Genomic DNA, 24,264 nt, shown 5'->3' with positions numbered 1-24,264 from the left:
GGCCGCGCTGCTGCCCACTTCTCGCAAAGAACGCGAGAAATGGGGCACCGGCGGTACCCTCGAATGTATGGGGCACCTGTCGATGCTCTCTCCAAATGTGGGCCTGATACGGTTATCTAATCAGCCGGTCACCTTTCACTCGCTGGTTGATTCCTTCCAATCATAGGGGCGATTTATAGGCCCGTGAATCAGGCCCTGTTCGCGCAGGAAGTCGTCCGCCATCTTGTCGGCAACGTCCATCCCCATGCGCTCGTCAGTCTGCGCCCTGGATTTACCAATCCGCTTTACAGCCCATTCCCTTTTTGCCATCTCGCAAGTTTGACACTCTAGATCACGTTGCCTCTCGTCCTTGTACCCCAACTCCCATGGCCTCCGCCCGTACTCGTCCCAGGCCGATGCCCCGCCGCCCTGATGCCCTATCATGATTTCTCTGTGAAATGAGACTCTCCAAAGGTTCGGCAGCAGGAACCAATCGTCATCGAGATTCTCCCATTCCTTCGTAGAGACGCGACGTTCCGGGTAGAGCCATTCCTCCTCAGCAGCGGCGATGAAGCGAACAGCCCTTGTCTTGAGAATGTGGTTGATGCGGAGCACCTCATCCTCCTCAAGCTCCCGTCCGTACTGTATGTCTGGGAGGTACTTGGGGCCTGCCGCAGGAACGGATCGGGCGTTGGTGCGGGGCTCAAACGGGTTGCTCCAGGGGTTCCGAACAAGTTGGACGTGAGTGAGTATCAAGCACGAGTCGAGACCGAGGGGGAACAGCGTGCGCGTCCCTGTCTGACCGAGGTACATTTCATTGGGATACGTGCGGTCGCTCGGGAACAGCCGCTTGCAGTAGAAGGTGACAGGATCGTCCGAGACTATGAACTTGGTCGGGCTTCGCCTTGCCCGCACGATTTCCCAGGTAGCCTCCATCCACATCGTGGTGTACTTGAATTCCCTCTGCATGGACAGCAGGGTTGCATTGTGGTCGGACCCTCCTGACCGTTTTTTGATGAGGTCGAGCCCCCGAGGCGTCCTGAACTTCTGCGCGTCCATGTAGGGGCCCAAGTTTCCACCCGCATCCCAAGCCGGCGCTTCGATACCATTGAACTCCGCAAAGTAGGAGACGGCGTTTCTGCCTCGGCTGTCCACCACGCCGAAGAAGTGACTTTCTATTTGGTCCGTGCTCCAGCTTCCAAGCTTCAGGGTGTAGAGATCCTCTTTGTAGAAGCACGCCGATGGTCCAAGACGGCGCAACGCCTTCAGGATGTGTGATCCGCCGGTCCAGGTAAAGGTGTCGGGGTGAAGGTCGAGGTAAAAAAAGTTAGTCTGGCCGGGCGGGAGAAACCTACGTTGGTACCACTGCGGAACGTAATGGTGTATGTGAGACTGCTGTTTCTTGTTACCTTTGCTTTTCTTTTTCACCCACTCATGATGTTACTACTTGGCGGGTCGACTCCGGTAGCCGAGTGCCCCACACATTCGCTCATTGCTGCTGGGGGCCCGGCCACAAGCTAACTGTCACTGTTTCGCCGTCACTCCTTCGGCGTAGGGGCCGGAGGAGTTGGAGTAGGTGTTGGTTGTTGGGGCTGTATAGGGGTCAACGGGGAAGGCTTCAAGCCTCGGTCTTCTTGACCGGTAACGACTGGCGTCATTCCCGTTGGTTTCAAGCCATCATTGACTCTTGCCATCTTCCCCTCGATTCATTTCTTGGGCGGTTCTGCCGGGCACGGTTGTGGAGTAGGTGTGGGGGACGGGGGGACTGGAGTAAATCGTGGCGGTTTGACGCCCTTTTCAACTTTGTCCTGCCCAGCATGTGCCTCGAATTTCGCATTCGGTGTCATGGGCGTCATCGCCGGAGGCTTACAACCAAAGTCAATTCGGTCAATTCGGACGGAATTGCCCTTTTGCAGATTTTCCTTGTCTTCCATAGCGTTCGCTCTCAGAACGTTCCCGCTCACAAATATCATAGTGCAAATCAAACCGAGTACGAAGAAAAATAGTCCCGCCCAAGCACACCAGTCGACGGCTTTCGTCCGCAGGTCGTCCATGTGTTTGTCATATGCAGCGGGTTTGGCATTCAGGTAATAGTCATTTAGCACCGGAACCATTCTTTCCAGAGCCGAGAGGCTGAATCTAAACGAAACCAGAGTCACCAATGCTGCGAGTATGAACGCAGCCCACGAGACGATCAGAAGCGAAATCCATATCGCATCCCTCAGCGGAACAACGTCCTTAATGAAAGATAACGAGAGGGCAAGGGCACCAGTCGAAAAGGTGATGAGATATTTGTCAAAGTTCTCACTGCCTGATACCGAGTCTTCCCAGATCTTCTTTCGATACTCGTCATGCAACTTCAATGCTCTTTCCGATGGCGCAAACTGCTGCGGGGGCGGCGGCTGCTCGGTCGGTTCGTTTAGCTCGGTCACAGTCCCTCCGTCAATTCAGCTTATTTTTTCTTCGATCGAAATCAGGGGAGAGGCGGGACATTCCCGATATATTATTCCTCGCCTGAAGTACGAAGGGCAATGAGGGTTCGCGTGCGCCGCCTTAGCCCCCTTTTGAAAAACTCGGTGACGGTGCCACAATCCGCCGCGAATTGTCTAATCCCCTCCAGGGTAAAAATGTCGGTGCCCTTGTAGCGAACTGTTACAGGCTTCCGAGCGGCGGAAGGTCCTTTCCTGTGGTATGCCCGTAGATTTTCAGGAAAAAATGCATGAGCCATCGCGTTCCGCAGCGCGTTAATTTCCTCGATCGTAGCGGCAATAGCCTTGGGAATGACATACGCGTCTTTCAAGAAGGCGAGCTTTTGTGTCATGTAAAGACGTTCAATCACATAGTAATTGAATCTGACAAAGCGCTGAGTCTTCCATTGAACAATGAAGCTTCGTCCCGGCAAGAAATATCGACATACTGCACTACTCAACCAGTCGTCAATCAAAGTGTATTGGGTAACGATGTCACCGCGAATCAACTGGCGCGTCATCACCTCCAAAGCGGTCGTTCTAAGCCTGGGAGGCCAAGTGAGGATATTCCAGTAATCAACGCGGACTATTTCGCTGATGGCCTCCAGTTCCTTTTTCAACCTACGTTGCTTAGGAGTGAGTGAGGTGGACATTGTGGATTGAAATTCTACACGGTTATCAACGGGCGGGTGGCCCCGGTAAGTAGGTGCCCCTCGCTTCGTTTTTTGTGAAACGTGGGTGAAAGCAGTAGTGCGTGTGCCGTCAGGGGCTGGAGCCCAATCTTCCAGAGAGCTTTGTGGCACGGCTGAAGCCGTGCGCTTCCTAATGGCTTGCTAGCCTGAGTTCTTGCCGCGCTCCCGGCGCTTATTTTCTGGTGAGCTTGACTCGCGCAAACGGCGTCAGCTTGCCGCCGGATTCGTTATCGATCAGCCAGTTCCAGGAATCCGTGGCTTTGTTGTAGGCGAATGTTGTCTGGACGCCGCCGTCTTTCTCATCCTTGCCCTTGAACACGAATACGATTTGATCATCGCCCCGTTTGCCGTGGGCCATCGGCGCCGAGAGACCTCCGCCACCGGTCGAGTCGAGCCACAGGCACAGGTATTCGTTCAACGACGCGTCCCATTCGATCAAGATGATCGCTTCATACGCAGGCTGTCCCTTGGCGTCTTTCTCTCGCGAGGTCTCGTGCAGGCGTAGGTATTCATGGTTCAGCACCCATTCGGACTCAATATCGTGCGTGGTCTCGTGTCTGGCAATGGTGCCTTGCAGGATCCAACTACCGCTCAGATGATCGAGCAGGGAATCCTTAGGTGTTGGTTCCTGTGCGGATGCTGAAAATGAAAGGATGAAAAGCAAAGCCACGATGGCAAGATTCGTCTTCATCGCGCGACCTCCTGGGCAGAGAGTTGTGGGAACAATGTCGAACGGGGCGGCCCAGTTCTCCAACATCCCAGTTCTTCAACATCATAGAACGCTCGGATCGGGAGGGTGAACTACTTCTCACAGCATCATGAGCACCCTCGGAGAGCGGTGGTGCGGTATCAGTAGTTACCCTTCAGCGCTCGGTAGATCACATAGAACCACGAGCACACGCCATGCACGATGGCCCACAGAATCGAATGATTCAGTTGGAAGGAAAGGATCATGGCTAAGGCCGATCCAAAACTAATACCAGCGGTGGCGGCATTCGACTGATTGCTCATTTGGCGGTCAGGGTAGCACAGTACGTCGGCGATCGGCAGCAAATCGAGCAAGGGCACCCGGCGCTTCAGTAGATCGAGAATTTCCTGTGATATGCTTTGCCTCTCCAAAAGCCAAATCGGAAATCCTTCTCCAGAAAGAATCAGCCATGAAGCGTCAAAGCAAAATTGCAATCACGATATCCACCGTAGTGCTCGCCGTCGCCGTCCTTGGCGCCATGGGCGTATACGCGCAGGACAAAGAGAAAGACAAGTACGCGCTGAAATCACCGAGTGGAATCGAGTTTGCCGACTTCAAGGGATACGAGGACTGGTCGGTGATCTCTTCCGCGCGGACTGATGAAGTGCTTAAGGTGATCGTCGGCAATCCGGCGATGATCGCGGCGTATAAGTCGGGCATTCCGGGCAACGGGCAGCCTTTCCCGGACGGGTCCAAGGTCGCGAAGCTGCAGTGGAAGCCGAAGAAGAGTACCGAAGCCCAGTTTGCCGTGGATGTCCCCGACGTCTTCAAGCAGGCTTTCGTCATGGAAAGAGACAGCAAGCGATTTTCGAAAAGCGCCGGATGGGGATACGCGGTGTTCAACTATGACGCCGCATCAGACAAGTTCGAAGCCGATGCTAAAAGCCTCTCCGACTGCGGAGTTGCATGCCATACGAAGGTGAAGGCGAAGGATTACATTTTCCATCCGTACCAGAAGCGGTGAAACGGGTAGGAGAATCGATCAGCGCGCGGCCTGTTGCAGGAAGGCTTTGAACACGTCTTCGTCGATGTCGGAGGACTTGCGCACTTTGACATGGCGTACGTATTGGCCATTGCCTTCAAGAAGGTGGCGTGGGTCCTTTAATGAAGAGCCGCGCAGGAAACCAAACTGGACGTGGTCGGGCGCTGAGTACACATAGGCGACGGGCACTTTTCCCTTTGGCTCTTTCCCTTTGACCCAGCAGCCATTGCCCCACTTCACCGACTCCTCGAGTCCGGGCTCCACACGCTTCACAAAGCGGCGAAGTGCTCGGATAATCGTGCGGTTCTTGGGCGGCTGGTCATCGAGGTAGTCGGCAAAGCTGGCGTACTTTTTCATCTTCATCGGTCCCCCCCAGCTCTTACTAGGCCGATCGTTTCTTGGTCGAAATTAGTCGTCGAACGACGTGGCCCTTCCACATCCACAACCCCGTAGCGACCATGGCAGGTAAGAAGACATACCGAGTCGGCGTAGCGTAGTCAGGAAGTTTTTCGAAGGGGCTATAGATATAACCAAGAATCGGAATCGCAAGTACGATGTGAATCCAGCGAACGATTGAACGTTGAGTGCCTTCTTTCATGACCGATGCGATCCTCCGCATACTGCCGCGTCGCGGCTGGAGCAATCTCGATGCCTGCTAGTTCCGGGCGCCGACTGCTTCTCTTGCCGTGTAGTGGGAGTCCACGTAGTTGTCGAGAATCTTGATGAACTCGGCGACGATCTTGTCGCCTTTCAGGGTGGTGAAGAGGCGTCCGTCGACGTAGACCGGCGCTTTAGGTTCTTCAAAAGTTCCGGGCAGCGAGATGCCGAGGCTGGCGTGTTTCGATTCGCCGGGACCGTTCACTACGCATCCCATGACTGCTACTTTCATTTCTTCCACGCCTACGTAGCGGCCTTTCCAGACGGGCATCTGGTCGCGGAGGTAGTCCTGGATCTGCTGCGCCATTTCCTGGAAGAAGGTGCTGGTCGTGCGCCCGCAACCGGGGCAGGCGGTGACTTGCGGAGTGAAGCTGCGAATACCAAGCGATTGCAGGATCTGCTGCGCAACGCGAACTTCTTCGGTGCGATCGCCGCCGGGAGCAGGAGTCAGCGAAACGCGAATCGTGTCGCCGATTCCTTCCTGCAACAACACAGCTAGCGCGGCACTCGAGGCCACGATACCTTTGGCGCCCATGCCCGCTTCGGTGAGTCCGAGGTGCAGGGGATACTCGCAGCGTGCGGCGAGAGATCGATAGACGTCAATCAAGTCCTGCACGCCGCTGACTTTCGCGCTCAAAATAATCTGGTCGGAACGCAGCCCATCTTCTTCAGCGATTTTCGCGGAACGCAGCGCGCTCACGACCATCGCTTCCATCATGACTTCGCGCGCTTCGAGCGGCTCCGCTAACTTGGAATTCTCGTCCATCATGCGCGTGAGAAGGGATTGATCAAGCGAGCCCCAGTTCACGCCAATCCGAACGGGGCGCTGATACTTCACCGCAACTTCGATCATGGTGCGGAAGTTGTCGTCGTTCTTGCGTCCGACGCTGACGTTGCCGGGATTGATGCGGTACTTCGCCAGTCCCTCGGCGCATGCAGGATATTTCGTCAGCAGAAGGTGTCCGTTGTAATGGAAGTCGCCGACGATGGGAACGCGCACGCCGAGTTTTTCGAGTCCCTCGACGATGTGCAGCACAGCCTTGGCCGCGTCGTCATTATTTACGGTGACACGAACGACTTCGCTCCCAGCGCGAGCGAGGGCGGCGACCTGCTTGATGGTGCCAGGGATGTCCGCCGTATCGGTGTTGGTCATCGACTGCACCATGATTGGTGCATCGCTACCAACCTTTACTCCGCCAATCGTGACGGTTACGGTTTTTCTGCGTCGCATTTCAGCCATAGGGAAGCTTTATTTTAGCAGGTTGGCAGTGAGCAGGGCGGTGGCTCGAAGGGTGACCGTGGCCGGGGTGCCGTCCCTATAGGACTCCGTCGGGGCGCTCGCTTACCCGGCACTTACGTGCCGGGCTTTCCTATACCGCCGCTTCGCGGCTGGAGCGTGCTGATGATCGTGACATTTACTGCGTGCCGGGGAACTGCTTGATGATGTCGTTGTAGATAACCGTCACTGCAAACAGAACCAGGAATACGAACGCGGCCTGGTAGATACGCTCTTTGATCCGAAGGCTGATTTCTTTCTGCATCAGGCCTTCGATGAAGAGGAGAAGGATGACTCCACCGTCGAGAATCGGGATGGGCATGAGGTTGAAGACGCCCAGGTTCAGGCTGATGATCGCGCTCACGAAGAGGAGAGGCGTCCAGCCTTTTTCGCGGGCGGCACTGCCGACAGCGCTGCCGATGCCGATGGGGCCATCAACCTGCTTGATCGAGACCTTGCGCTCCACCATCTTCTGCAACAGTTCGAGGATGAGCAGTGAGTTCTTCTTGCATTCCAGCGCGGATTTTCGCACGGCTTCGCCGAACGGCAGGCGCACAACTTTCGTCGGCTGACTGGCGAGACCGATGCGGTAGCGCGATTCTCCGCCGGTCTTGCTCGCCGTCAGAGTCGGTGTGACACGCATGGTCATTTCTTTACCGTCGCGGAGCACCACGATGTCGAGAGGCTGATCCTTGGAGTGGCTCAACATATCGACCAGCACGGCTAGCGCGGGAATCTGCTGGCCATTTACGCTCTGGATCTGGTCTCCGACTCTCATGCCAGCTTTTTCCGCGGGCATTCCCGGCTCAATCATCGTGGCAATAAAGTTCGGTTCCTTGGGCACCCACCCTATGTCTCCCCATTGATTGCGGCCGGAGGGCTGCGGGGTCAGAGTCAATTCTGAAACCACACCATTTCTGTTGATGGCGAACTTCAGGGGTTGATTCGGGCTCAAACCTTCCTTGATTTCGACTTGTTCCCAGGTGGGATTCTGAATGTTTTCGACGCGGTCAATCTTGTCGCCGATTTGCACTCCAGCGGTGGCGGCGGGAGTATTCGGGAGAATCCATCCGATGACTGCGGGGCCGTCAAAGACGGCTGGGTATTCGAAGTGCACCATGAAGACGCCGGTCCACAACCCAAAAGCGAGGAGGATGTTCATCGCCGGTCCGGCGATGGCGATGATGAAGCGCTGCCATTTCGGATGCGAAAGAAACTCGCCTTGATCGCCAGTGCGCTCGTCCATCGGATTTTCACCCGACATCTTGACGTAGCCGCCGAGGGGCAGGGCACTGATGCGGTAATCGGTTTCGCCGCGGCGGAATCCGAGCAGGCGTTTACCGAATCCGATCGAAAATACTTCGACCCGAACTTTGAACAACTTCGCGGCCGCGTAGTGGCCGAACTCGTGGATCAGGATCATGAAGCCCAGAACGATTCCCATCACGAAAATCGTCTGAAGAAAGGACAGCACTTGAGGCATAAAATTTAGATTACTCCCAAATCTGTTTTACGGAATAGCACGCACGGGCGAGTCCGAACGGCTTCGCTGCCTGACCATTTCCTGCGCCGCCTCGCGGGCTTCGATATCCAAAGCAAGCACTCTAGGGATAGATTCCAACCGCCCCGCCGGAGTTGCAGACATCACGTCCTCGATGATCCGGGGAATGTCTTCAAACCCGATTCGCTCATCCAAGAACGCCGCTACTGCGACTTCATCGGCCGCGTTCAGGGCGATGGTTTTCGCCCCGCCCGCCTCCGCTGCTTCGTAAGCCAAACGTAGACAAGGGAATTTAGCCACATCCGGGGGGCAGAAATCGAGATGCCGCAGGTCCATGACCGGGAAGCGCAGGTCCGATGGGATACGCTCCGGGTAGGTCAAGGCATACAAAATGGGCAGGCGCATGTCGGTCACAGAGACTTGTGCAAGCAGGCTGCCATCGACGAATTCGACCATGGAATGGATCGTAGACTGTGGATGCACAAGGACTTGCACCTGACCGGGAGGCACGTCGAACAGGCGGCAAGCCTCGATCACCTCGAACCCCTTATTCATCAACGTTGCGGAGTCGATGGTGATCCTTTTTCCCATCTTCCAGGTGGGATGATTCAGCGCCTGCTCGACAGTAATGGAGGAGAACGCCGATTTGGGAGTGTGCAGGAACGGGCCGCCTGAAGCCGTCAGCCAGATTCGCTCGACCTCTTCCATGCGCCCGCCGCGCAGACACTGATGGACGGCGTTATGCTCGCTATCAATCGGAAGTAACGGTTTCCCCTGCTTGCGGGCTTCGGCGACGATTAGTTCTCCGGCTACGACCAGGCACTCTTTGTTGGCGAGTCCAACCGTCTTGCCAGACCGGACGGCTTCGTAAGTTGCTTCCAGTCCGGACACGCCAACGATTGCGCTGACTACGAAGTCGGCATCCGGATGAGTCGCCACTTGCACCGTCCCGGCTGAACCGTGGACGACCTCAATCTCAGTCAAGCCCTCCGCACGCAGTTTGGTGCGCACTGCGTCAGCACTTTGTTCGCTGGCTAGCGAAAGGACTTTTGGTTTCCACCGACGAGCCTGATCGAGTGCGGCATCGAGATTGCTGCCTGCAGCCAGCGTCGCGACCTGAAAGCGGTCGGGATAACTCTCGACCACACTCAGCGTGCTGCGACCGATGGATCCGGTGGAACCTAGAATGGCAATGCGTTTCATTTTGAAAATTCTGTGCGCTTTAATTCTACGGGAATTTGACGTGCGACGGCGCTAGGGGGATTGGCAGTTGTGGGGCGGGCACCCAGGGACCGTCACATCACTGGTGCAACTGGTTTCTGTCTCGATCTCCTTCTCGTTTCGATCACAATTTGTTTCAACCCACGATCGTTTGACAACCGAGCAAGAGCAAATCCGCAGCGTCGGTTGGAAGTGCCCGACTCACTCTAGGGTGTTCGCCTCACAATGGGCATTTTGTGCCCGACTAATTTTGCTGTGCGGGTCCGGGCTTCCTTACTATCGCGACAACTCCTCATGGCCAACGCCTGAGATCACTTTCCGAAGCAGCAAATCATGACAAGGAGTATCGACATGCAATCCTATCTTGCCCGATTCGTGTTTGCCATTGCTGGTGTGGCGCTTTCAGTCCCTTCAGCGCAGGCCTCAGGAGTGTTTGATGGACCCGCTGAACTGCCGCGAGCGACCGTTGTCAGTACGCTGGCCAAAACGCCGGCCCCGGGAAGTCATGTTACGGTTCGCGCCGGAGACAACCTGCAAACGGCCTTGAACAACGCCCACTGCGGCGACACGATTGAACTCCAGGCCGGGGCGGTATTTACCGGTCTCTTCGATCTCCCCACCAAGAGCTGCGACGACAATCATTGGATCGTTATCCGCACCGATGCGGCAGACAGTTTGCCTTCTGAAGGAGAGAGGGTGAACCCGTGCTATGCAGGGATCGCGACACTCGTCGGGCGTCCCGCGTATGCGTGCGGCAATCCGCAAAATGTTATGGCGCGGGTGGAAAATCCGAATCCTGTGGATGGCCCCTTCATATTGCAAAAGGGCGCGAATCACTACCGGTTGATCGGACTAGAAGTGACGCGCAGTGCGGGTGTACACGACGCGCCGGTGTTGCTCACAGTTGAGCCGAAGGGCGTCGCGGATCACATCGTGATCGACCGCTGCTGGTTCCACGGCACGGTTCGCGACGAGACCAGGTTAGGAGTTTCGCTGCGCGGGATGTCGCAGGCCGCGGTGGTGGACTCTTATTTCAGCGATTTCCATTGCAACGAATACGGAATGTGCACCGACGCGCATGCCATCGGCGGAGGTACCGGCGATCATCAGGACGGGCCGTTCAAGATTTCCCACAATTTCCTGGAAGCCTCGGGCGAGGCGGTGATGTTCGGCGGCGGGTCGGCGACCTTAACCCCGGCGGACATCGAAATTACGCGGAATCATTTCTTTAAACCGTGGCAATGGATGCCCGGCACCCCGGGACAAGTGAAGGGCCTGAACGGGAAGTCGTTCGCCACCAAGAATCATCTGGAACTCAAGAACGCGACGCGCGTGCTAGTGGAAGCGAACCTGATGGAGAACAACTGGGGAGGCTTTACGCAGGCGGGATACGCGCTGCTGCTGAGTCCGAAGAACCAACACACGCGTCATGGCAACGTTTGTCCAAAGTGCCAGGTAACGGATGTGACCATCCGCTATACCCGAATTTCCCATTCCGGCAGCGGAATACAACTGGAGACTTCGATATCGGGCAACGGGGGGAATGGAGCGCCCGCGCTGGCCGGACAACGGTGGAGTATTCACGACGTCGTGATCGACGACATCAGCAAGAACTACTTTGGCCAGGGCAACGTGTTCATCATCGCGAATGGGTGGCCGCGGAATCCGGTCAATACCATCACGATCAACCATGTCACGGCGTTTCCCGATGCCGGAGCGCATCTGTTGATGATCGGAAACAGCATCAAGGATCCCGATATGTTCGGCTTGGTCTTTACCAACAATCTGGTGGCTACGGGTCAGTATCCGGTGTGGAGTTCCGGAGGAGGCTGGGAGAGTTGCGCGTATCACGGCACACCGGAAATGAAAATCCAGAAGTGTTTCAAGACGTCCACGTTCAAGAACAACGCGCTGATTGGAACGCCGGATGCGTTTCCACCGTCGGACTGGCCCAGCGGCAATCTCTTTCCCGCGACCGTGGATGCTGTCAAGTTCGTGCAATATGACAGTGGTGGCGATGGGGACTACACGCTCCAGTCGAGCAGTCCGTACAAGAATAAAGGCACGGACGGCAAGGATCTGGGTGCGGATATCGCGGGATTGAACGCGGCATTGAGTGACGTGGAGTAGGCGGTCATAGTTCGAGGGCAGATTGGAGAGAGCGAGGCTGCGAGCTTCGAGCTGCGGGCTTCGAACAACCTTGTTGCTTCTGGCTCGTGCCTCACGGCTTCACGTGCGCCCACACGAGGGACAGTGAGACTCCCTGCCCCGCGCCACATTTGACACGCTCCTCGAGCGGTCCTATACTCCCCGTCCACGCGTGAAAATTTCCCCCGGGAGAGATGTCATGTCGAAACGCTCGTTCGCTGCGATCCTGGTTTCCGTCTTTATTCTTGCAACCCTCAGCTTTGGACAAGACTCGCACAGAGTTCATCAGCCTCGTCTCACGCCACAAAACAGCGGCACCACGCAAGGCCTGATCGCCGTGAGCCCAGTAAATTCGCGCATCGTGTGGGCTTCCGGGCGCGGCGGCACGTTCGTGTTGACTACCGATGGCGGGCGGCACTGGAAAGCAGGCGTGGTGCCGGGGGCCGAGGCGCTGCAATTCCGCGATGTGCAGGGCGTCAGCGACAAGGTTGCGTATCTGCAATCGATCGGCGATAACCCAACTGACTTCCGCATCTATAAGACGACTGATGGCGGCGCGAACTGGACGATGCAATTCCAGAATCAGAATCCGGGCGCGTTTTACGATTGTTTTGCGTTCTGGTCGTCGAATCGTGCCATCTCGCACAGCGACTCCGTGGATGGCGTGTTTCCCGATCTCCGCACCACCGATGGCACGAACTGGCTGGACATCAGCGGCAACATGCCGCCCGCATTGGCGGGTGAATTTTCATTTGCATCGAGCGGCACTTGTGTCGCGACGCAGGGCAAGAGAAATGCCTGGATCACGACCGGCGGCGCGACTGTGGCCAGAATTCTGGCGACGCGCGACGGCGGGGATACCTGGAACGCGTATGACACTCCACTGGTGAGTTCGCCGAGCGCGGGCGGCTTCAGCGTAGCCTTCCGTGACGCGTGGCACGGCATTGTCGGCGGTGGCGATCTGGACCCGGGCGATCCCAACAACGCGTCGACCGCAACGTCCAACGACGGCGGACAAACCTGGACGCTGACGAATCCGACTCCGGTGACGGGAGCCATCTTCGGACTGGCGTACGTGAGTCCGGCGGACAACCACGGACACCAGGGACATGGTGGACGTCACCACGAGGGTGAGCACGCAGTCGTGATCACGGCGAATGACGGGGGAGCGGCTTGGACTCCGGATGAAGGGACTACGTGGTTCTCACTCACAGGCGTGACGGGGTACTGGGCAGTCGGATTCGCGAATCCGGAAGCGGGATGGTTGGTGGGAGTAGATGGGACGATCTTGAATGTCAGCTTCGAGGGAAGATAGAACCCAAAGCGTCAACCGTAATTTCATAAATTCGCGTTGCGTACTGATGAGTGAACTCGCCTATTGTTTTTGGTAATCGGCCCAAGCCGAGGGCGCCAGTTCCTGGAATCCATTGCAGCTGCGGGCGACGGTCGTAAAGCAGCCGAGGTGCACGTCGAATGCTTTTTGGGTCGACTCAGAAGATGGCCGGACCAACCGGGACATGAGGAAGTTCTCGACGTTCAAGTTACTCGCTTGGGGCCCAACCACGTAATCGCGAGAATCGAGATTGGCCGGGTGATCCAACACGCACTCGACGGTGTACAACCGCGTGTCAAGAAACCCGTCCGCATTTGACATTTCGCTGATACTCGCTTGACCAATTTCAGTGCGACTTCGCTCAAGCCGGCCCCTCTTTATTTCAAAAGTTGCGAAGACTCCCCAGGGACGAATGCCCACATGGGCAAGAACCGAGCGCAAGAAGATCGCCGCACGGGAGCTCGGTGCAAGCCCTAATGGTCGCGGGTTTATCCGAATTTCAAAAATGCAATCTTGAACGGTGCAAGTTGGCCCGCCACCTTCGGGAACGAGCGTGGGCGTAGGACCGTGGGGAAGACCAATATGAGGAAGTCGCCAATTGGGAAACTGCTGCAGCGAAGTGCCGCCGTTGCGATCCATCAGAGAGCGCACGTCTCCAAAGCTAGCGGTCGCGAAAGGAAATGATTTCAAGTCGGAGATGAAGTGTTCTGCCCTCTGGCGTTTGTGCAACGAGTCCAAAAACAAGAATAGCCAGCCAAGGGTTAAGGCAACGGCCAGTATGAAAGCGAATCGAAGGGCGCTGATCCGGATGTATTTCGTTACTGACATGTTCAGAACGCCGCTCGAACCCTAGACTCCGGCTTGTTATTTGTTGTTCCCCCCACAGTTGCTTTCGCTATGCGCTCACTGCATCAGACGCCAGGCGCTCCAAGCCCACACGACTGGCACCGCGAACAGCATCGCGTCGACGCGATCGAGCATGCCGCCGTGGCCTGGAAGGATTGATCCTGAATCTTTCACTCCCGCGCCGCGCTTAATCAGCGACTCGACTAGATCTCCCAGTTGCGCCGCGATGTTCACAATTGCGGAGAGCACGACAATCACAAGCAATGACGGCTGCTGCAATCCGAACATGCCGTCGCGGCGCTCGATCAGGCCGTGTTGCAGGAACCATGTGCTGATCGCTGCGCCGTTCTGAAACCACAACGTCCCAATCACGACGCTGGCAACTACGGACGCCACTGCGCCTTCCCAGGTCTTGTTTGGACTAATCTCCGGAGACATTTTATGGCGGCCAATTGCCTTGCCGACGAAGTAGGCGAAGATGTCTCCTGACCAGACGACCAGCAGTGTGAAGATCACCAGGATCGCGCCCGCGGGTTGTTGCCGGATCTGCACCAGTAGCGCCATCGGAATCGCAATGTAGGCGAATGCAAACGATGACGCTGCGGCCGCGGGATATCCCGTGACGAGTTGCGTGCGGCCCATCGCAATTGTGAGGAACACGAACGGTGCGAGAGCCGCTGCCAATGCCAGCCCATAAATCATGGATGTGGTTTCAACCAGGGGCACGCGATTGGCTGCGGCTACGATTACGAAAAGGAAAAACAGCGAGACATACGCGTAAGTTGGCCGCCAGAGCGGTTGCACTGCGTAATGGGTGGTGAGCTTGAGCAATTCCGCAATCGCCATGAGCGCGATGCCGCCCGACACAATCGCCATCACGTACAGAGGCGCTTTGAGTACGAGGAGAAGAACGAGAGGTATGAGGACGACAGCGGTCGCAATGCGCTTGATCAACGCTTCGCCTCAGTGTGCGGGTGGACGGGAGCGTGTTCTTTGTCTTTGCCGAGCCCGCCGTAGCGCCGTTCGCGTTTCTGGAATTCTTCGATGCCTTCCAGAAGTTGGACGCCGCGGAAATCCGGCCACAGGGTTTGTGTCACGTAAATTTCCGAATAGGCAAGTTGCCAGAGCAGGAAGTTGCTGAGCCGCATCTCGCCGCTCGTGCGCACGACCAGGTCAGGATCTGGCAAGCCGCGCGTATAAAGATGCTCGCTGACCAATTGCTCATCGACTTTGAGGTGCTCGAGGCCGCCATTGCGCGCGGCTGCTTCGGCCATCGAGCGAAAGGCGTCGACGATTTCGCTGCGGGCGGAATAGTTCAACGCCAACGTCAGCACCATGCCGCCATTCCGGCTGGTGGCCTCGCGGGCGTACTCCATTTCTTCTTGCACCGACTCCGGCAATTCATGCTTGCGGCCGATGTATTCCAGGCGGATGTTATTTGCGTTGAGAGTCTTGATCTCCGCCTTCAGGAAGCGGCAGAGCAGTTTCATGAGGAAGTCCACTTCGGTCCGGGGACGCTTCTTCCAGTTCTCTTCAGAAAAAGCATAGAGCGTCAACGCGGGAATACCGATCCGGGCCGCGGTCTCGACGGTGGAACGCACGGCTGCGACTCCGGCACGGTGTCCGGCCACGCGCGGCATATGACGCCGGCGCGCCCAGCGTCCGTTTCCGTCCATGATGATGGCGATATGCTTGGGGAGTCGCGCTGGATCCAGCCGCTGGTAAGCTTCCGCTTCCTTGCGGTCCATCCCCGCGGGAACCGTGTGTCGCAAGTGAACCTCTGCAAGTCGAAGCTAACACACGAGTTGCGGTCCACGCAATGTAACATCTGGCTCGTTAGGACGTGAGTTACGAGCCTTGAACAGCCATTCCAATCAGTTGACTTGCGAGTCCAGCGGCGTCGAATACCGGCGCCTGGCAACTGAATCCCGAGCAGACGACGGCGAACGACCGTCCTTCGCGCAAAGCCGGCAGATTCGGAATCGACTCCGCCAATGCCGGGGGCAAGTTTTGCGGGACGGTTCCGGTTGCAGAAAGATGCAGCACAGCTTTGCCGAATGAGACGGAACCGAGTGCGGTCCGAAGAAGTTGATTCGCAGCTTCGTCCTGTCCGACGATGACGACTTGCGTGTGGGGCTGCGTACTCTGCGCGACGGCCAGAGCGTAGGTCGCGGCGAACATCCCGTATTTTTCTGCGCCGCCGGCAAAGACTGAGAGCGTACGCTCCGCTTGTTCGCGATACGAAGCTTCGTTGGTGTAACCGTGCAGACGAAGCAAGGCAATCGCGGCGACCGGATTGCCTGCAGGCGTGGGCGAGTCCTGAAATGGCTTGCGCTTCGCGCCCAGAATGCCAAGCGGCGCGTTCGATTCGGCGGATGCGCTTGATTCCGCGGGAGTCGTGTCAAAAAAACCTCCCGCTTGAGAATCGTAAAAGCCCGTGATCATTGCGTCGGCAATCGATCGCGCAAATTTGAAGTAGCTCAAGTCGGCAGTCGCTTCATAGGCGTCGAGACAAGCGATCACCGTGAACGCGTAGTCATCGAGGACGCCGACTGTATCCCGGTGCTCCGCCTTCGGATCGGAGTAAGCGATCACATGCTTGAGTGTGGTCGAACGTGTAGAGCGGGCGCCCACGCCCGCTGCCGTTGCAGGTGCCGTGGCTTTGCCACTCCATCCCTCACTCAGCAACCGGTCCAGCGAGCGCAACGCAAAGTGCATGGCATCCGGGATCTCGAGCACGCGCGCCGCTTCCAGGTATGCCGAAATGCACATTGCATTCCATCCCGCATAAATCGTCTTGTCGATGTAAGGCGTGGGCCGAGTAAGGCGAGCCGCATACATCTTCTTTTTGGCGGACGCCAGCAGTCCGCGAACGCGATCTTCACCGACGACAAGCCGGCGCGCGATTTCCTCCACGTTCGCACGGATGTAGAGCACATTCTTCGCGGGATCGTGATGCATCTCGCCGATCTCGCCAATGTCGAAATGGAGTTCCGCTACTCTCATTTCATCCGAAGTCAGTGCGGCTTTTGCTTCGTCTTGTGTCCACGTGAAGTAATCACCGTCATCTTCCATGGAGTAGTCAGCATCCTGCGAAGCGTAGAAGCCTCCGCGCTCGCGATCGCTCAGCCATTCATCCATCCAACGAATGATGTCGCGCGCGACATCGGCAAAGAAAGCATTGCCAGTTAACTGCCAGGCATGGACATAGTTCTTGAGTAGCTCCGAGTTGTCGTAACACATCTTCTCGAAGTGCGGGACAATCCATCGCTCATCGACGGAGTAGCGGTGGAATCCTCCGGCCAACTGGTCATAGACTCCGCCGCGCGCCATCTTTTCCAGCGTGATGACGATGACATCGCGCAGCGCTTCGCTGTCCGTGCGAGCCTGGTATCCAATCAGCAAATCAAGAGCCGAGGGATGCGAAAACTTGGGCGCGTTGCCGAATCCGCCATTGCGTTCGTCGAACATCTTGACGGCGGATTCGACGATCGCGTCAATGATCTTGGGAGAGACCTCGCCGCTTCGGCCGGGGAACGATTCCGACTGGGAGATCGCGTTCGTGACCATGTTGGCCTGCTCCACGACCTCGCCGTTCTTTTCTCGATAGGCCTGCGCAATCGATAGCAGCACCCGCTTAAAACTGGGACGCCCGTATTGATCTTGAGGAGGGAAGTAGGTGCCACCGTAAAAAGGCTTGCCGTCAGGCGTGAGAAATCCGGTGAGCGGCCAGCCGCCTTGTCCCGTCAGCGAACTCACTGCGATCTGGTAGCGCGCATCAATGTCGGGACGCTCGTCGCGATCTACTTTTACTGCGATGTAGTTCTCGTTCACGATCTTCGCGACTTCGGGATCGTCATAGGACTCGCGATCCATCACATGACACCAGTGACACCAGACCGCGCCAATATCCAGCAGGATCGGTTTGTTGTCCCGCTTCGCCGCCGCAAATGCCTCTTCACCCCACTCGTGCCACCGGATGGGCTGATGCATGGCGGAACGCAGGTAAGAAGAGGCGGCGCGGGAAAGAGTGTTGAGGGAGGTCGTGGTCATCGCATCAGTCTAAATGCTCACTTCAGCAAGTGCCGGGCCATGGCTGCATATAGCTCGACGGCTTGCTGCAACTGCTTTTTGTCGATGAATTCGCCTTCGGTATGGGCGACGTGAATCGATCCTGGCCCAAGCAGCAGCGGCTCTCCCCAGTTTGGCAATGATGGGATATCGGTGGTGAAGGCGGCAACCATGGTGGGGAGGCCTTCCAGTTTCCGCAAGCGCATGAAGGGGGTTTCGCGGGTGAAATGGACTTCGACCAGGCTGCCGACGGCTTCCTGAATCTGGCGGCGCAGGTCCGCCGCGGGTCCGACCAGTCGATAAAACAAATCCGCTTTGGCGCTATCGGAAATTACATTGGGGGCGCGGCCTCCCTGGATCGATCCTACGTTCCTTGTGCTGGGACCGACGTCCGGAGTCTCCGGCAGTTTCATGGCTTGCAGGCGATGCAATGCTTCGACCAGCTTGTCGATCGCGGATTCACCCAGTTCGGGATACGCGGAGTGCGCCATCTTTCCGCGGGCGGTGAGTTCCACATGCAGTGCGCCTTTGGTGGCGATGGCGAGACGATTTTCAGTGGGCTCTCCGTTGATCATGAAGCGCGATCCGATGGGAGACTGGTTGGCGAGTTTTGCTCCAATCGAGTCGCGCTCTTCACCAACCAGGAACAGCAGGCCTACGTAAATTTTTTCTGTGCGTAATTTCTCGGCGGCCAGAATCTGGGCGGCGATGATGCCCTTGGCATCGCACGAGCCGCGTCCGCAAATACGGTGGTCGTCTTCGGACGATGCGATGAACGGTGGAACCGTATCCATGTGCGTCGAGAAGACGATGTCCGGGCGTGGATGTCCGGGTGAGGTGGCGAGCACGTTGACGCGTGCGCCGTCGACCGGCATCTTGCTGGCTTCGAATCCGCGGCGGCCGAGTTCTTCGAATAGAAATGATCCGACCGCCTCTTCATGGGGAGTCGTCGATTCGATATCCACGAGGCGGCGGGTGAGTGCGAACAAGTCCATGCAAAGAGCGTAGCAGTGGGCGGCGGTTCATCGCTAGTCATTGGCAGTTCGTGGGGAGAGTCTGCAATACTAGCGACGAACGACTAACGACAAACGACCAGCGACATGCACCCCGAGCCCAACAGCATCCGCTCGCTCTTTCTCGAAGGCCCTGCCGGGCGACTCGAAGCGCTGTTGAACGTGGGATCGGCGAATGGAACTCACGCTGCGGTGGTTTGTCATCCTCATCCCGTCTACGGTGGGACGCTGCACAACAAAGTCGTCTTTCACACGATGAAGGCGCTGCATCACTTTGGATTTCCCGTTCTGCGTTTCAATTTCCGCGGCACCGGGCTCAGCGAAGGCGAGTACGCCCATGGGGTGGGCGAATTGGATGATGTTCGCACTGCCCTCGACTGGATCGAAAGGGAATACTCGCTGCCGGTCGTGTTTGCCGGTTTCTCATTCGGAGCGGCAGTTGGCCTGCGGGCTGCTTGTCCGGACCCGCGTGTGACTTCACTGATTGGATTAGGCCTGCCTGCAACGCCGGTGGACGATCGAGTGTATGACTTTGAATTCCTGCGCTCGTGCGCCAAGCCGAAACTCTTTGTCAGCGGATCGCGGGATCAGTTTGGTCCTGCGGGAAAACTCGAAGCGCTCGTGGATACGTTTGCGGAACCAAAGAAGCTCGTGCGCATCGAGGCAGGCGACCATTTTTTTGAAGGACGTCTCAAAGAAATGCGCGAGACCATCGAAAAGTGGGTCAGCGAAATGGTGACGATTCGTCCGTAGCGCCGAGGTCAGGCCCGTCCGATAGCCGTCGCGACGGCGGCTCTACCCTATAATCTCCCGCATGACGGAGATCATGCCCGAACGACAGCAACAGTTCCGTCACATGCGCGAAGTTGCACGTGGGATTTTTTCGTCCGCGCTGCAGAATGCGGCGATTGAGAGCGCGTTTGCCCGCCAGGTGAGTTGCGAGCGCGGAGTGCTGCGCATTGGCGACGATCTGCACGATCTCGATTCTTTTTCCCGAGTGTTCGTCGTGTCGATCGGCAAAGCCGCTCATACGATGGTGGCGGGGCTCGAAGCGCAGGCCGGTAGCCGGTTTGAGGGCATTGTCGCTTCGTCGGTCGAGCCGTCCAGCCAAGTGCGCGGCTTCCGTTATTTTCAAGGGGGCCATCCCACGCCGACTGCCGAGTCGATTCGTGCAGCCGATGCGATTCTGAAGTCGTTGAACTCTCTGAATTCGGCAGCGCTCGTGATCTTCATGATTTCGGGCGGCGGATCATCCATCGTCGAAAAGCCCATGGACGACGAAATATCGCTGCCCGATCTGGTGGCGACTTATCGCGCGCTGGTTCTGTGCGGAGCGCCGATCGCGGAGATCAATGCCGTCCGCAAGCATCTGTCGGCGGTGAAAGGAGGGAGGCTCGCGCAGGTGGCCTATCCGGCGCAGCAAGTTTCGATCCTCGTGTCAGACGTGCCCGACGCGACTCCCGACGCGCTCGCTTCCGGTCCGACCATGCCAGACTCGACCTCGATTGCCGATTGCGAACGGATTGTCGAGAAGTATGGGCTGATCGACCAGTTCCCCAAATCGGTCGCTGACCTGTTCCGCCAGCACGTGATCGAGGAAACGCCAAAATCAGACGATCCAGCCTTCGTGCGAGCCCGGTGGTGGACCGTACTTTCGAACCAGGTCGCAGTGGAGGAAGCCAGTAAGGCCGCGGCGCAGGCGGGCTTTGCGGTGGAGGTCGATAATTCCTGCGATGATTGGGACTACGAGCGAGTGGCGGAATATTTGCTGCAGAGAGTCCGCGACCTGCGCAAGTCGGTCTCGAAGGTTTGCCTCATTTCCGGCGGTGAAGTCACCGTCAACGTGCGTAACGGCGGCACGGGCGGCCGCAATCAGCAATTCGCGCTAGCCTGCGCAGACAAGATTGCAGGAGAGGACATCACGGTCTTGAGCGCTGGCACCGATGGCATCGACGGCAATAGTCCTGCAGCGGGCGCTGTGGTCGACGGCTCAACTCTGGATCGGGCCGCAAATCAGGAGAGCATCAGGAAAGCTCTCGCCGCCTTCGACGCCTATCCCCTTTTTGAAGGCCTGGGCGATGCCATCGTGACTGGCGCGACCGGCAACAATCTCCGTGACTTGCGGATTCTGCTGGCTTACTAGCATCCGCTGTTGAGACGAAGCCTAGTTCCTTGCCACGATCGCTCTCCGGTTACCCTCGAGTCATTCGACTTGGCCACCAGTCTGTACCCCGCCGGCATCCAACTTCAAAGCAAGACCGTTCTTGCGGAGGTGTGTGTGCACCAGAAAAGCCTGTCGTTGCGCTCGCTTGTACTCTCTTGCGCTTTCCTCGCAGTGGTTTGCACTTTCACGTCCGCGCAACAGCAGATTGACGTTGCCTTCGGAATGAACACGATGACGGCGCCGTCTGCCAACGAAGCCAATGGCAATCACACGCCGCAGTCCCTTACCGGAGGCGCCTATCCGAGCTTCAGCGCGGACGTATTGTTTTACAAGAACCTTGGTATTCAGGGCGAGTTTGCGTGGAAGGCGACACGCGGGGATTGGCAGGGAATTCAGCCTGATCGTCCGATGTTTTACGACTTCAACGCGATTTATGCGCCTAAGCTGACGGATCGTACATACATGGAATTGCTCGCGGGACTCGGTTCCGAGGCGACGCGTTTCTACCAACCCACTCAGGTTTGCGATTTCAATACGTGCAAGAACTTCGTAACCGTCAACCATTTCATGGGGCACTTTGGAGTTGGGCTGAAGGTGTATCCAACCCGAAACTTCTTTGTGCGCCCGGAGGCGCATCTCTACCTGGTCAACGACAACCAGGAGTTCAGTTCCGGACGGGCAGTCCGCTATGGTCTTTCACTGGGGTACACGTTCGGCGCGCGATAGGAATCAGAAATAGTAGGCTGAGAAACCTGGGTTTTTGAGGGCGAATGCCTGCGATCGCCATTTGTTGTGGCTCTCGTTGCCGTCGCCCTTCCGAGGCATTTATGATGACTGCATGAATCTGGGCTTTTCAGAGATGGTGTTCCTGTTCATTCTGGCACTCCTGATTTTCGGGCCGAAGAAGCTGCCGGAAGTTGGACGCCAGATCGGGCGCTTTATGAACGAATTCAAACGCGCCTCCAATGAGTTCAAAGCTCAGATCGAATCCGAGATCAATTCGATCGATGCCGGCGTGCAGACGCAGATCCTGCCGCCGCTGCATGCCCCGCTCAATTCCCTGGCGAACCGGATTTTCAATCCCCCGCCGCCGGAGCGGCTCAAGGCTGCTGAGGAGGCACAGGCCGCGGAAACTGGAACGCATGAATCTGGTTCCGACCCGGAGCCTCCAACCATGCCCAAGGTAGCGCCCGATGCCTGAGGCCACTGCGTCCTCCGCAGACGATCCCGTGAAAGACGACATGCCCACCATGGGTTTCCTCGAACATCTTGAGGAATTGCGGCGGAGAATCATTTACTCGATTGTCGCCATGGCGGGAGGTTTTCTGTTGTGCTGGAATTATGCCCAGCGCATTTATGACGTCATGCAGCGTCCCGTGCTGGAGGCTCTTCACAAAAACGGGATCGACGCAAAACTCGTCTACCTGAATCCAACCGAGCCCTTCAACCTGTATATGAAGGTCGGCCTGATGGCTGGGCTGTTCGTGGCGTCGCCGTTTGTGCTGTACCAGGTGTGGCTGTTCATTTCCCCCGGGCTTTACAGGAATGAAAAACGTTACGTGCTGCCGTTCATGCTTTCAACGGTCGCGCTGTTCCTCGCCGGCGGATACTTTGGGTACAGGATCGTTCTTCCCCAGGCGCTCGTGTTTCTGATCGGTTACGGGAAAGAATTTCAGCCCATGATCACGCTGGGCGAATACAGTTCGCTGTTTCTGGCGGTGATCATCGGACTCGGCGTGATTTTTGAAATGCCGATTCTCGTGTTCTTCCTGTCGCTCATGGGAATCGTGACTGCAGGGTGGATGTGGCGCAACCTGCGCTATGCGATCCTCGCACTTTTTGTCGTTGCCGCCATCCTCACGCCCACCACCGACATCCTGAACATGTGCATTTTCGCGGCGCCTATGGTGGCGCTTTACATCCTCAGCATCGGCATCGCGTGGCTTGTGCATCCTGCGCAGCGCAAGAAGCGGCAAGAGAAGAAATCTTAAGAACAGAGCTTACAGAGGGCAGGGAAAAGCAATGCCGTTATTTCGGAAATACAACATGAAACGTGTTCGAATCGCTTTCCCCTGTGATCTCCTATCCTCCTTGTGGTTATGCGTTGCGCTGCTGGTACTCAACACCGCTGCATGCAGCAAAGCATCTCCCTCGGCGCCGGAAGCAAGTGCGAATCCCGCCGTGAGTGCAGCGCCTGAACCGGCCGCTGCCTCCGTCGATACCGCCGCACCGGAATCCGGCCCCGCACCGCAGATCGACTCCAAACGCACGTTTCAGTACATCAAAGACATCGTCGCCTTCGGAACGCGGCCTATGGGCAGCGAGAACCATAAGAAGGTTGAGAACTACATCACATCGCATCTGAAAGGCGATCAGGTCGAGGACGACGCTTTTACTGCTGAGACCGTGGAAGGGAAGTTCCCGGTGCGAAGCATCATCGCGAAATATCCGGGGACGAAAGATGGCATCATCGTGATCCTCGGCCACTATGACACCAACTATCCTCTACGCAATACGGGGTTCGTTGGCGCGAACGATGGCGGCTCGTCGGCTGCGATTCTGATCGAGTATGCGAACCATCTGCGCGGGAAGAAGCGCGATGGCTACAGCGTCTGGCTGGTCTGGACCGATGGAGAAGAAGCGGTGCGGCAGTGGTCGGACACCGATAGTCTTTACGGCACGCGTCATCTGGCCGAGCAGTGGGAGAAAGACGGCACGCTGAAGAAAATCAAAGCGCTGCTCGTCATGGACATGATCGGGGACGCCGATCTGAATATTCTGCGCGACACCAATTCCACTCCATGGCTGCTCGATTTGATGTATGCGGCTGCTGAACGTGGCGGAGCACAGTCTCACTTTTACGGTCTCTCCGGCGCGGTGGAAGATGACCACATGCCGTTCGTGAAGCGCGGCGTGCCCAGCCTCGACGTGATCGACTTGGAATACGGCTACGACAACGTCTTCCACCACACGCCGCAGGATACGCTCGATAAACTGAGCCCACGCAGCCTGGAAATCGTCGGCAATGCCACGCTGGAAGCCCTGCGGTTGATCGACCGCCGCTAACCGGCCTTTTCACGCGCCTGAGCCATTTTCCTCTTGACTGCCATAATGTCTATCGATATAGTAGACATTAGGTGGTTCGCCTCCACCGTTTCCTCCTGT

24 protein-coding genes are annotated in these 24,264 nt (G+C 57.1%); 9 read left to right on the top strand and 15 right to left on the bottom strand.

Annotated elements, in window-relative coordinates; genetic code table 11:
* Positions 1-135: 135 nt before the first annotated feature.
* The 5 genes from HY010_03375 to HY010_03355 form a co-directional block, all read right to left on the bottom strand.
* Positions 136-1,407 (bottom strand): DUF4238 domain-containing protein, encoded by a 1,272-nt coding sequence (locus HY010_03375; GenBank protein ID MBI3474748.1) that lies wholly within the window; start codon positions 1,405-1,407, stop codon positions 136-138.
* A gap of 278 nt (positions 1,408-1,685) precedes the next feature.
* Positions 1,686-2,342 carry a hypothetical protein gene (locus HY010_03370; protein ID MBI3474747.1) on the bottom strand — a complete coding sequence of 219 codons (657 nt, stop codon included), beginning with the start codon at positions 2,340-2,342 and terminating at the stop codon, positions 1,686-1,688.
* Positions 2,343-2,482: 140 nt separating this feature from the next.
* Positions 2,483-3,100: a hypothetical protein gene (locus HY010_03365; GenBank protein MBI3474746.1), complete on the bottom strand. Its 618-nt coding sequence runs from the start codon at positions 3,098-3,100 to the stop codon at positions 2,483-2,485.
* Between the two features lie 211 nt (positions 3,101-3,311).
* Positions 3,312-3,830 (bottom strand): hypothetical protein, encoded by a 519-nt coding sequence (locus HY010_03360; protein MBI3474745.1) that lies wholly within the window; start codon positions 3,828-3,830, stop codon positions 3,312-3,314.
* Between the two features lie 158 nt (positions 3,831-3,988).
* Positions 3,989-4,258: a hypothetical protein gene (locus HY010_03355; GenBank protein ID MBI3474744.1), complete on the bottom strand. Its 270-nt coding sequence runs from the start codon at positions 4,256-4,258 to the stop codon at positions 3,989-3,991.
* Between the two features lie 38 nt (positions 4,259-4,296).
* Here HY010_03355 and HY010_03350 point away from each other — a divergent pair, with 38 nt between their 5' ends.
* Positions 4,297-4,851 carry a cytochrome P460 family protein gene (locus HY010_03350; GenBank protein ID MBI3474743.1) on the top strand — a complete coding sequence of 185 codons (555 nt, stop codon included), beginning with the start codon at positions 4,297-4,299 and terminating at the stop codon, positions 4,849-4,851.
* An 18-nt stretch (positions 4,852-4,869) separates the two neighbouring features.
* On the opposite strand, the gene HY010_03345 is transcribed toward HY010_03350, so the two are convergent.
* The 5 genes from HY010_03345 to HY010_03325 form a co-directional block, all read right to left on the bottom strand.
* Positions 4,870-5,232, bottom strand: a complete 363-nt coding sequence (locus HY010_03345; GenBank protein MBI3474742.1) for a DUF1801 domain-containing protein — start codon at positions 5,230-5,232, stop codon at positions 4,870-4,872.
* 19 nt (positions 5,233-5,251) lie between these two features.
* The gene (locus HY010_03340) at positions 5,252-5,467 is read right to left on the bottom strand and encodes a hypothetical protein (GenBank protein MBI3474741.1); all 216 of its coding nucleotides are present in this window, start codon (positions 5,465-5,467) and stop codon (positions 5,252-5,254) included.
* Positions 5,468-5,524: 57 nt separating this feature from the next.
* Positions 5,525-6,766, bottom strand: coding sequence for a flavodoxin-dependent (E)-4-hydroxy-3-methylbut-2-enyl-diphosphate synthase (gene ispG / locus HY010_03335; protein MBI3474740.1), 1,242 nt, complete (start codon positions 6,764-6,766; stop codon positions 5,525-5,527).
* A gap of 175 nt (positions 6,767-6,941) precedes the next feature.
* Complete coding sequence (gene rseP, locus HY010_03330; protein ID MBI3474739.1) at positions 6,942-8,285, bottom strand: RIP metalloprotease RseP; 1,344 nt, start codon at positions 8,283-8,285, stop codon at positions 6,942-6,944.
* 27 nt (positions 8,286-8,312) lie between these two features.
* The gene (locus HY010_03325) at positions 8,313-9,506 is read right to left on the bottom strand and encodes a 1-deoxy-D-xylulose-5-phosphate reductoisomerase (GenBank protein ID MBI3474738.1); all 1,194 of its coding nucleotides are present in this window, start codon (positions 9,504-9,506) and stop codon (positions 8,313-8,315) included.
* A gap of 369 nt (positions 9,507-9,875) precedes the next feature.
* On the opposite strand from HY010_03325, the gene HY010_03320 reads away from it, so the two are divergent.
* Entirely contained in the window at positions 9,876-11,654 is a 1,779-nt protein-coding gene (locus HY010_03320; protein MBI3474737.1) for a hypothetical protein, read from the top strand.
* Positions 11,655-11,871: 217 nt separating this feature from the next.
* Positions 11,872-12,987 carry an oxidoreductase gene (locus HY010_03315; GenBank protein MBI3474736.1) on the top strand — a complete coding sequence of 372 codons (1,116 nt, stop codon included), beginning with the start codon at positions 11,872-11,874 and terminating at the stop codon, positions 12,985-12,987.
* 60 nt (positions 12,988-13,047) lie between these two features.
* On the opposite strand, the gene HY010_03310 is transcribed toward HY010_03315, so the two are convergent.
* From HY010_03310 to HY010_03290, 5 genes are all read right to left on the bottom strand, one after another.
* Positions 13,048-13,833 (bottom strand): hypothetical protein, encoded by a 786-nt coding sequence (locus tag HY010_03310; protein ID MBI3474735.1) that lies wholly within the window; start codon positions 13,831-13,833, stop codon positions 13,048-13,050.
* Between the two features lie 75 nt (positions 13,834-13,908).
* Positions 13,909-14,805 carry a phosphatidate cytidylyltransferase gene (locus tag HY010_03305; protein MBI3474734.1) on the bottom strand — a complete coding sequence of 299 codons (897 nt, stop codon included), beginning with the start codon at positions 14,803-14,805 and terminating at the stop codon, positions 13,909-13,911.
* Entirely contained in the window at positions 14,802-15,599 is a 798-nt protein-coding gene (locus HY010_03300; GenBank protein ID MBI3474733.1) for an isoprenyl transferase, read from the bottom strand. Before HY010_03300 ends, HY010_03305 begins: the two co-directional genes overlap by 4 nt.
* A gap of 100 nt (positions 15,600-15,699) precedes the next feature.
* The gene (locus HY010_03295) at positions 15,700-17,904 is read right to left on the bottom strand and encodes a thioredoxin domain-containing protein (GenBank protein ID MBI3474732.1); all 2,205 of its coding nucleotides are present in this window, start codon (positions 17,902-17,904) and stop codon (positions 15,700-15,702) included.
* Between the two features lie 17 nt (positions 17,905-17,921).
* Positions 17,922-18,917, bottom strand: coding sequence for a M20/M25/M40 family metallo-hydrolase (locus tag HY010_03290; protein MBI3474731.1), 996 nt, complete (start codon positions 18,915-18,917; stop codon positions 17,922-17,924).
* A 105-nt stretch (positions 18,918-19,022) separates the two neighbouring features.
* On the opposite strand from HY010_03290, the gene HY010_03285 reads away from it, so the two are divergent.
* From HY010_03285 to HY010_03260, 6 genes are all read left to right on the top strand, one after another.
* The gene (locus HY010_03285) at positions 19,023-19,688 is read left to right on the top strand and encodes an alpha/beta hydrolase (GenBank protein ID MBI3474730.1); all 666 of its coding nucleotides are present in this window, start codon (positions 19,023-19,025) and stop codon (positions 19,686-19,688) included.
* 73 nt (positions 19,689-19,761) lie between these two features.
* Positions 19,762-21,078: a DUF4147 domain-containing protein gene (locus tag HY010_03280; protein MBI3474729.1), complete on the top strand. Its 1,317-nt coding sequence runs from the start codon at positions 19,762-19,764 to the stop codon at positions 21,076-21,078.
* A gap of 69 nt (positions 21,079-21,147) precedes the next feature.
* Positions 21,148-21,825 (top strand): hypothetical protein, encoded by a 678-nt coding sequence (locus tag HY010_03275; protein MBI3474728.1) that lies wholly within the window; start codon positions 21,148-21,150, stop codon positions 21,823-21,825.
* Between the two features lie 112 nt (positions 21,826-21,937).
* Positions 21,938-22,300 (top strand): twin-arginine translocase TatA/TatE family subunit, encoded by a 363-nt coding sequence (locus tag HY010_03270; protein ID MBI3474727.1) that lies wholly within the window; start codon positions 21,938-21,940, stop codon positions 22,298-22,300.
* Positions 22,293-23,090 carry a twin-arginine translocase subunit TatC gene (tatC, locus tag HY010_03265; GenBank protein ID MBI3474726.1) on the top strand — a complete coding sequence of 266 codons (798 nt, stop codon included), beginning with the start codon at positions 22,293-22,295 and terminating at the stop codon, positions 23,088-23,090. The genes HY010_03270 and tatC overlap by 8 nt, the downstream gene beginning before the upstream one ends.
* Before the next feature lie 55 nt (positions 23,091-23,145).
* The gene (locus HY010_03260; protein MBI3474725.1) at positions 23,146-24,165 is read left to right on the top strand and encodes a M28 family peptidase; all 1,020 of its coding nucleotides are present in this window, start codon (positions 23,146-23,148) and stop codon (positions 24,163-24,165) included.
* Positions 24,166-24,264 lie beyond the last annotated feature (99 nt).

The organism is Acidobacteriota bacterium, assembly GCA_016196065.1.
GTDB lineage: Bacteria > Acidobacteriota > Terriglobia > Terriglobales > Acidobacteriaceae > Acidiflorens.
This window is presented reverse-complemented; position numbering and strand designations above follow the sequence as displayed.

What these genes read in the sequence shown, in the direction of transcription:
- HY010_03365 (MBI3474746.1), bottom strand. Translation starts at nt 3,100, where the DNA reads ATGTCCACCTCACTCACTCCTAAGCAACGTAGGTTGAAAAAGGAACTG.
- ispG (MBI3474740.1), bottom strand. Translation starts at nt 6,766, where the DNA reads ATGGCTGAAATGCGACGCAGAAAAACCGTAACCGTCACGATTGGCGGA.
- HY010_03290 (MBI3474731.1), bottom strand. Translation starts at nt 18,917, where the DNA reads ATGGACTTGTTCGCACTCACCCGCCGCCTCGTGGATATCGAATCGACG.
- HY010_03300 (MBI3474733.1), bottom strand. Translation starts at nt 15,599, where the DNA reads ATGGACCGCAAGGAAGCGGAAGCTTACCAGCGGCTGGATCCAGCGCGA.
- HY010_03350 (MBI3474743.1), top strand. Translation starts at nt 4,297, where the DNA reads ATGAAGCGTCAAAGCAAAATTGCAATCACGATATCCACCGTAGTGCTC.
- HY010_03295 (MBI3474732.1), bottom strand. Translation starts at nt 17,904, where the DNA reads ATGACCACGACCTCCCTCAACACTCTTTCCCGCGCCGCCTCTTCTTAC.
- HY010_03320 (MBI3474737.1), top strand. Translation starts at nt 9,876, where the DNA reads ATGCAATCCTATCTTGCCCGATTCGTGTTTGCCATTGCTGGTGTGGCG.
- HY010_03310 (MBI3474735.1), bottom strand. Translation starts at nt 13,833, where the DNA reads ATGTCAGTAACGAAATACATCCGGATCAGCGCCCTTCGATTCGCTTTC.
- HY010_03270 (MBI3474727.1), top strand. Translation starts at nt 21,938, where the DNA reads ATGAATCTGGGCTTTTCAGAGATGGTGTTCCTGTTCATTCTGGCACTC.
- rseP (MBI3474739.1), bottom strand. Translation starts at nt 8,285, where the DNA reads ATGCCTCAAGTGCTGTCCTTTCTTCAGACGATTTTCGTGATGGGAATC.
- HY010_03285 (MBI3474730.1), top strand. Translation starts at nt 19,023, where the DNA reads ATGCACCCCGAGCCCAACAGCATCCGCTCGCTCTTTCTCGAAGGCCCT.
- tatC (MBI3474726.1), top strand. Translation starts at nt 22,293, where the DNA reads ATGCCTGAGGCCACTGCGTCCTCCGCAGACGATCCCGTGAAAGACGAC.
- HY010_03360 (MBI3474745.1), bottom strand. Translation starts at nt 3,830, where the DNA reads ATGAAGACGAATCTTGCCATCGTGGCTTTGCTTTTCATCCTTTCATTT.
- HY010_03280 (MBI3474729.1), top strand. Translation starts at nt 19,762, where the DNA reads ATGCCCGAACGACAGCAACAGTTCCGTCACATGCGCGAAGTTGCACGT.
- HY010_03325 (MBI3474738.1), bottom strand. Translation starts at nt 9,506, where the DNA reads ATGAAACGCATTGCCATTCTAGGTTCCACCGGATCCATCGGTCGCAGC.
- HY010_03345 (MBI3474742.1), bottom strand. Translation starts at nt 5,232, where the DNA reads ATGAAGATGAAAAAGTACGCCAGCTTTGCCGACTACCTCGATGACCAG.
- HY010_03260 (MBI3474725.1), top strand. Translation starts at nt 23,146, where the DNA reads ATGAAACGTGTTCGAATCGCTTTCCCCTGTGATCTCCTATCCTCCTTG.
- HY010_03340 (MBI3474741.1), bottom strand. Translation starts at nt 5,467, where the DNA reads ATGAAAGAAGGCACTCAACGTTCAATCGTTCGCTGGATTCACATCGTA.
- HY010_03315 (MBI3474736.1), top strand. Translation starts at nt 11,872, where the DNA reads ATGTCGAAACGCTCGTTCGCTGCGATCCTGGTTTCCGTCTTTATTCTT.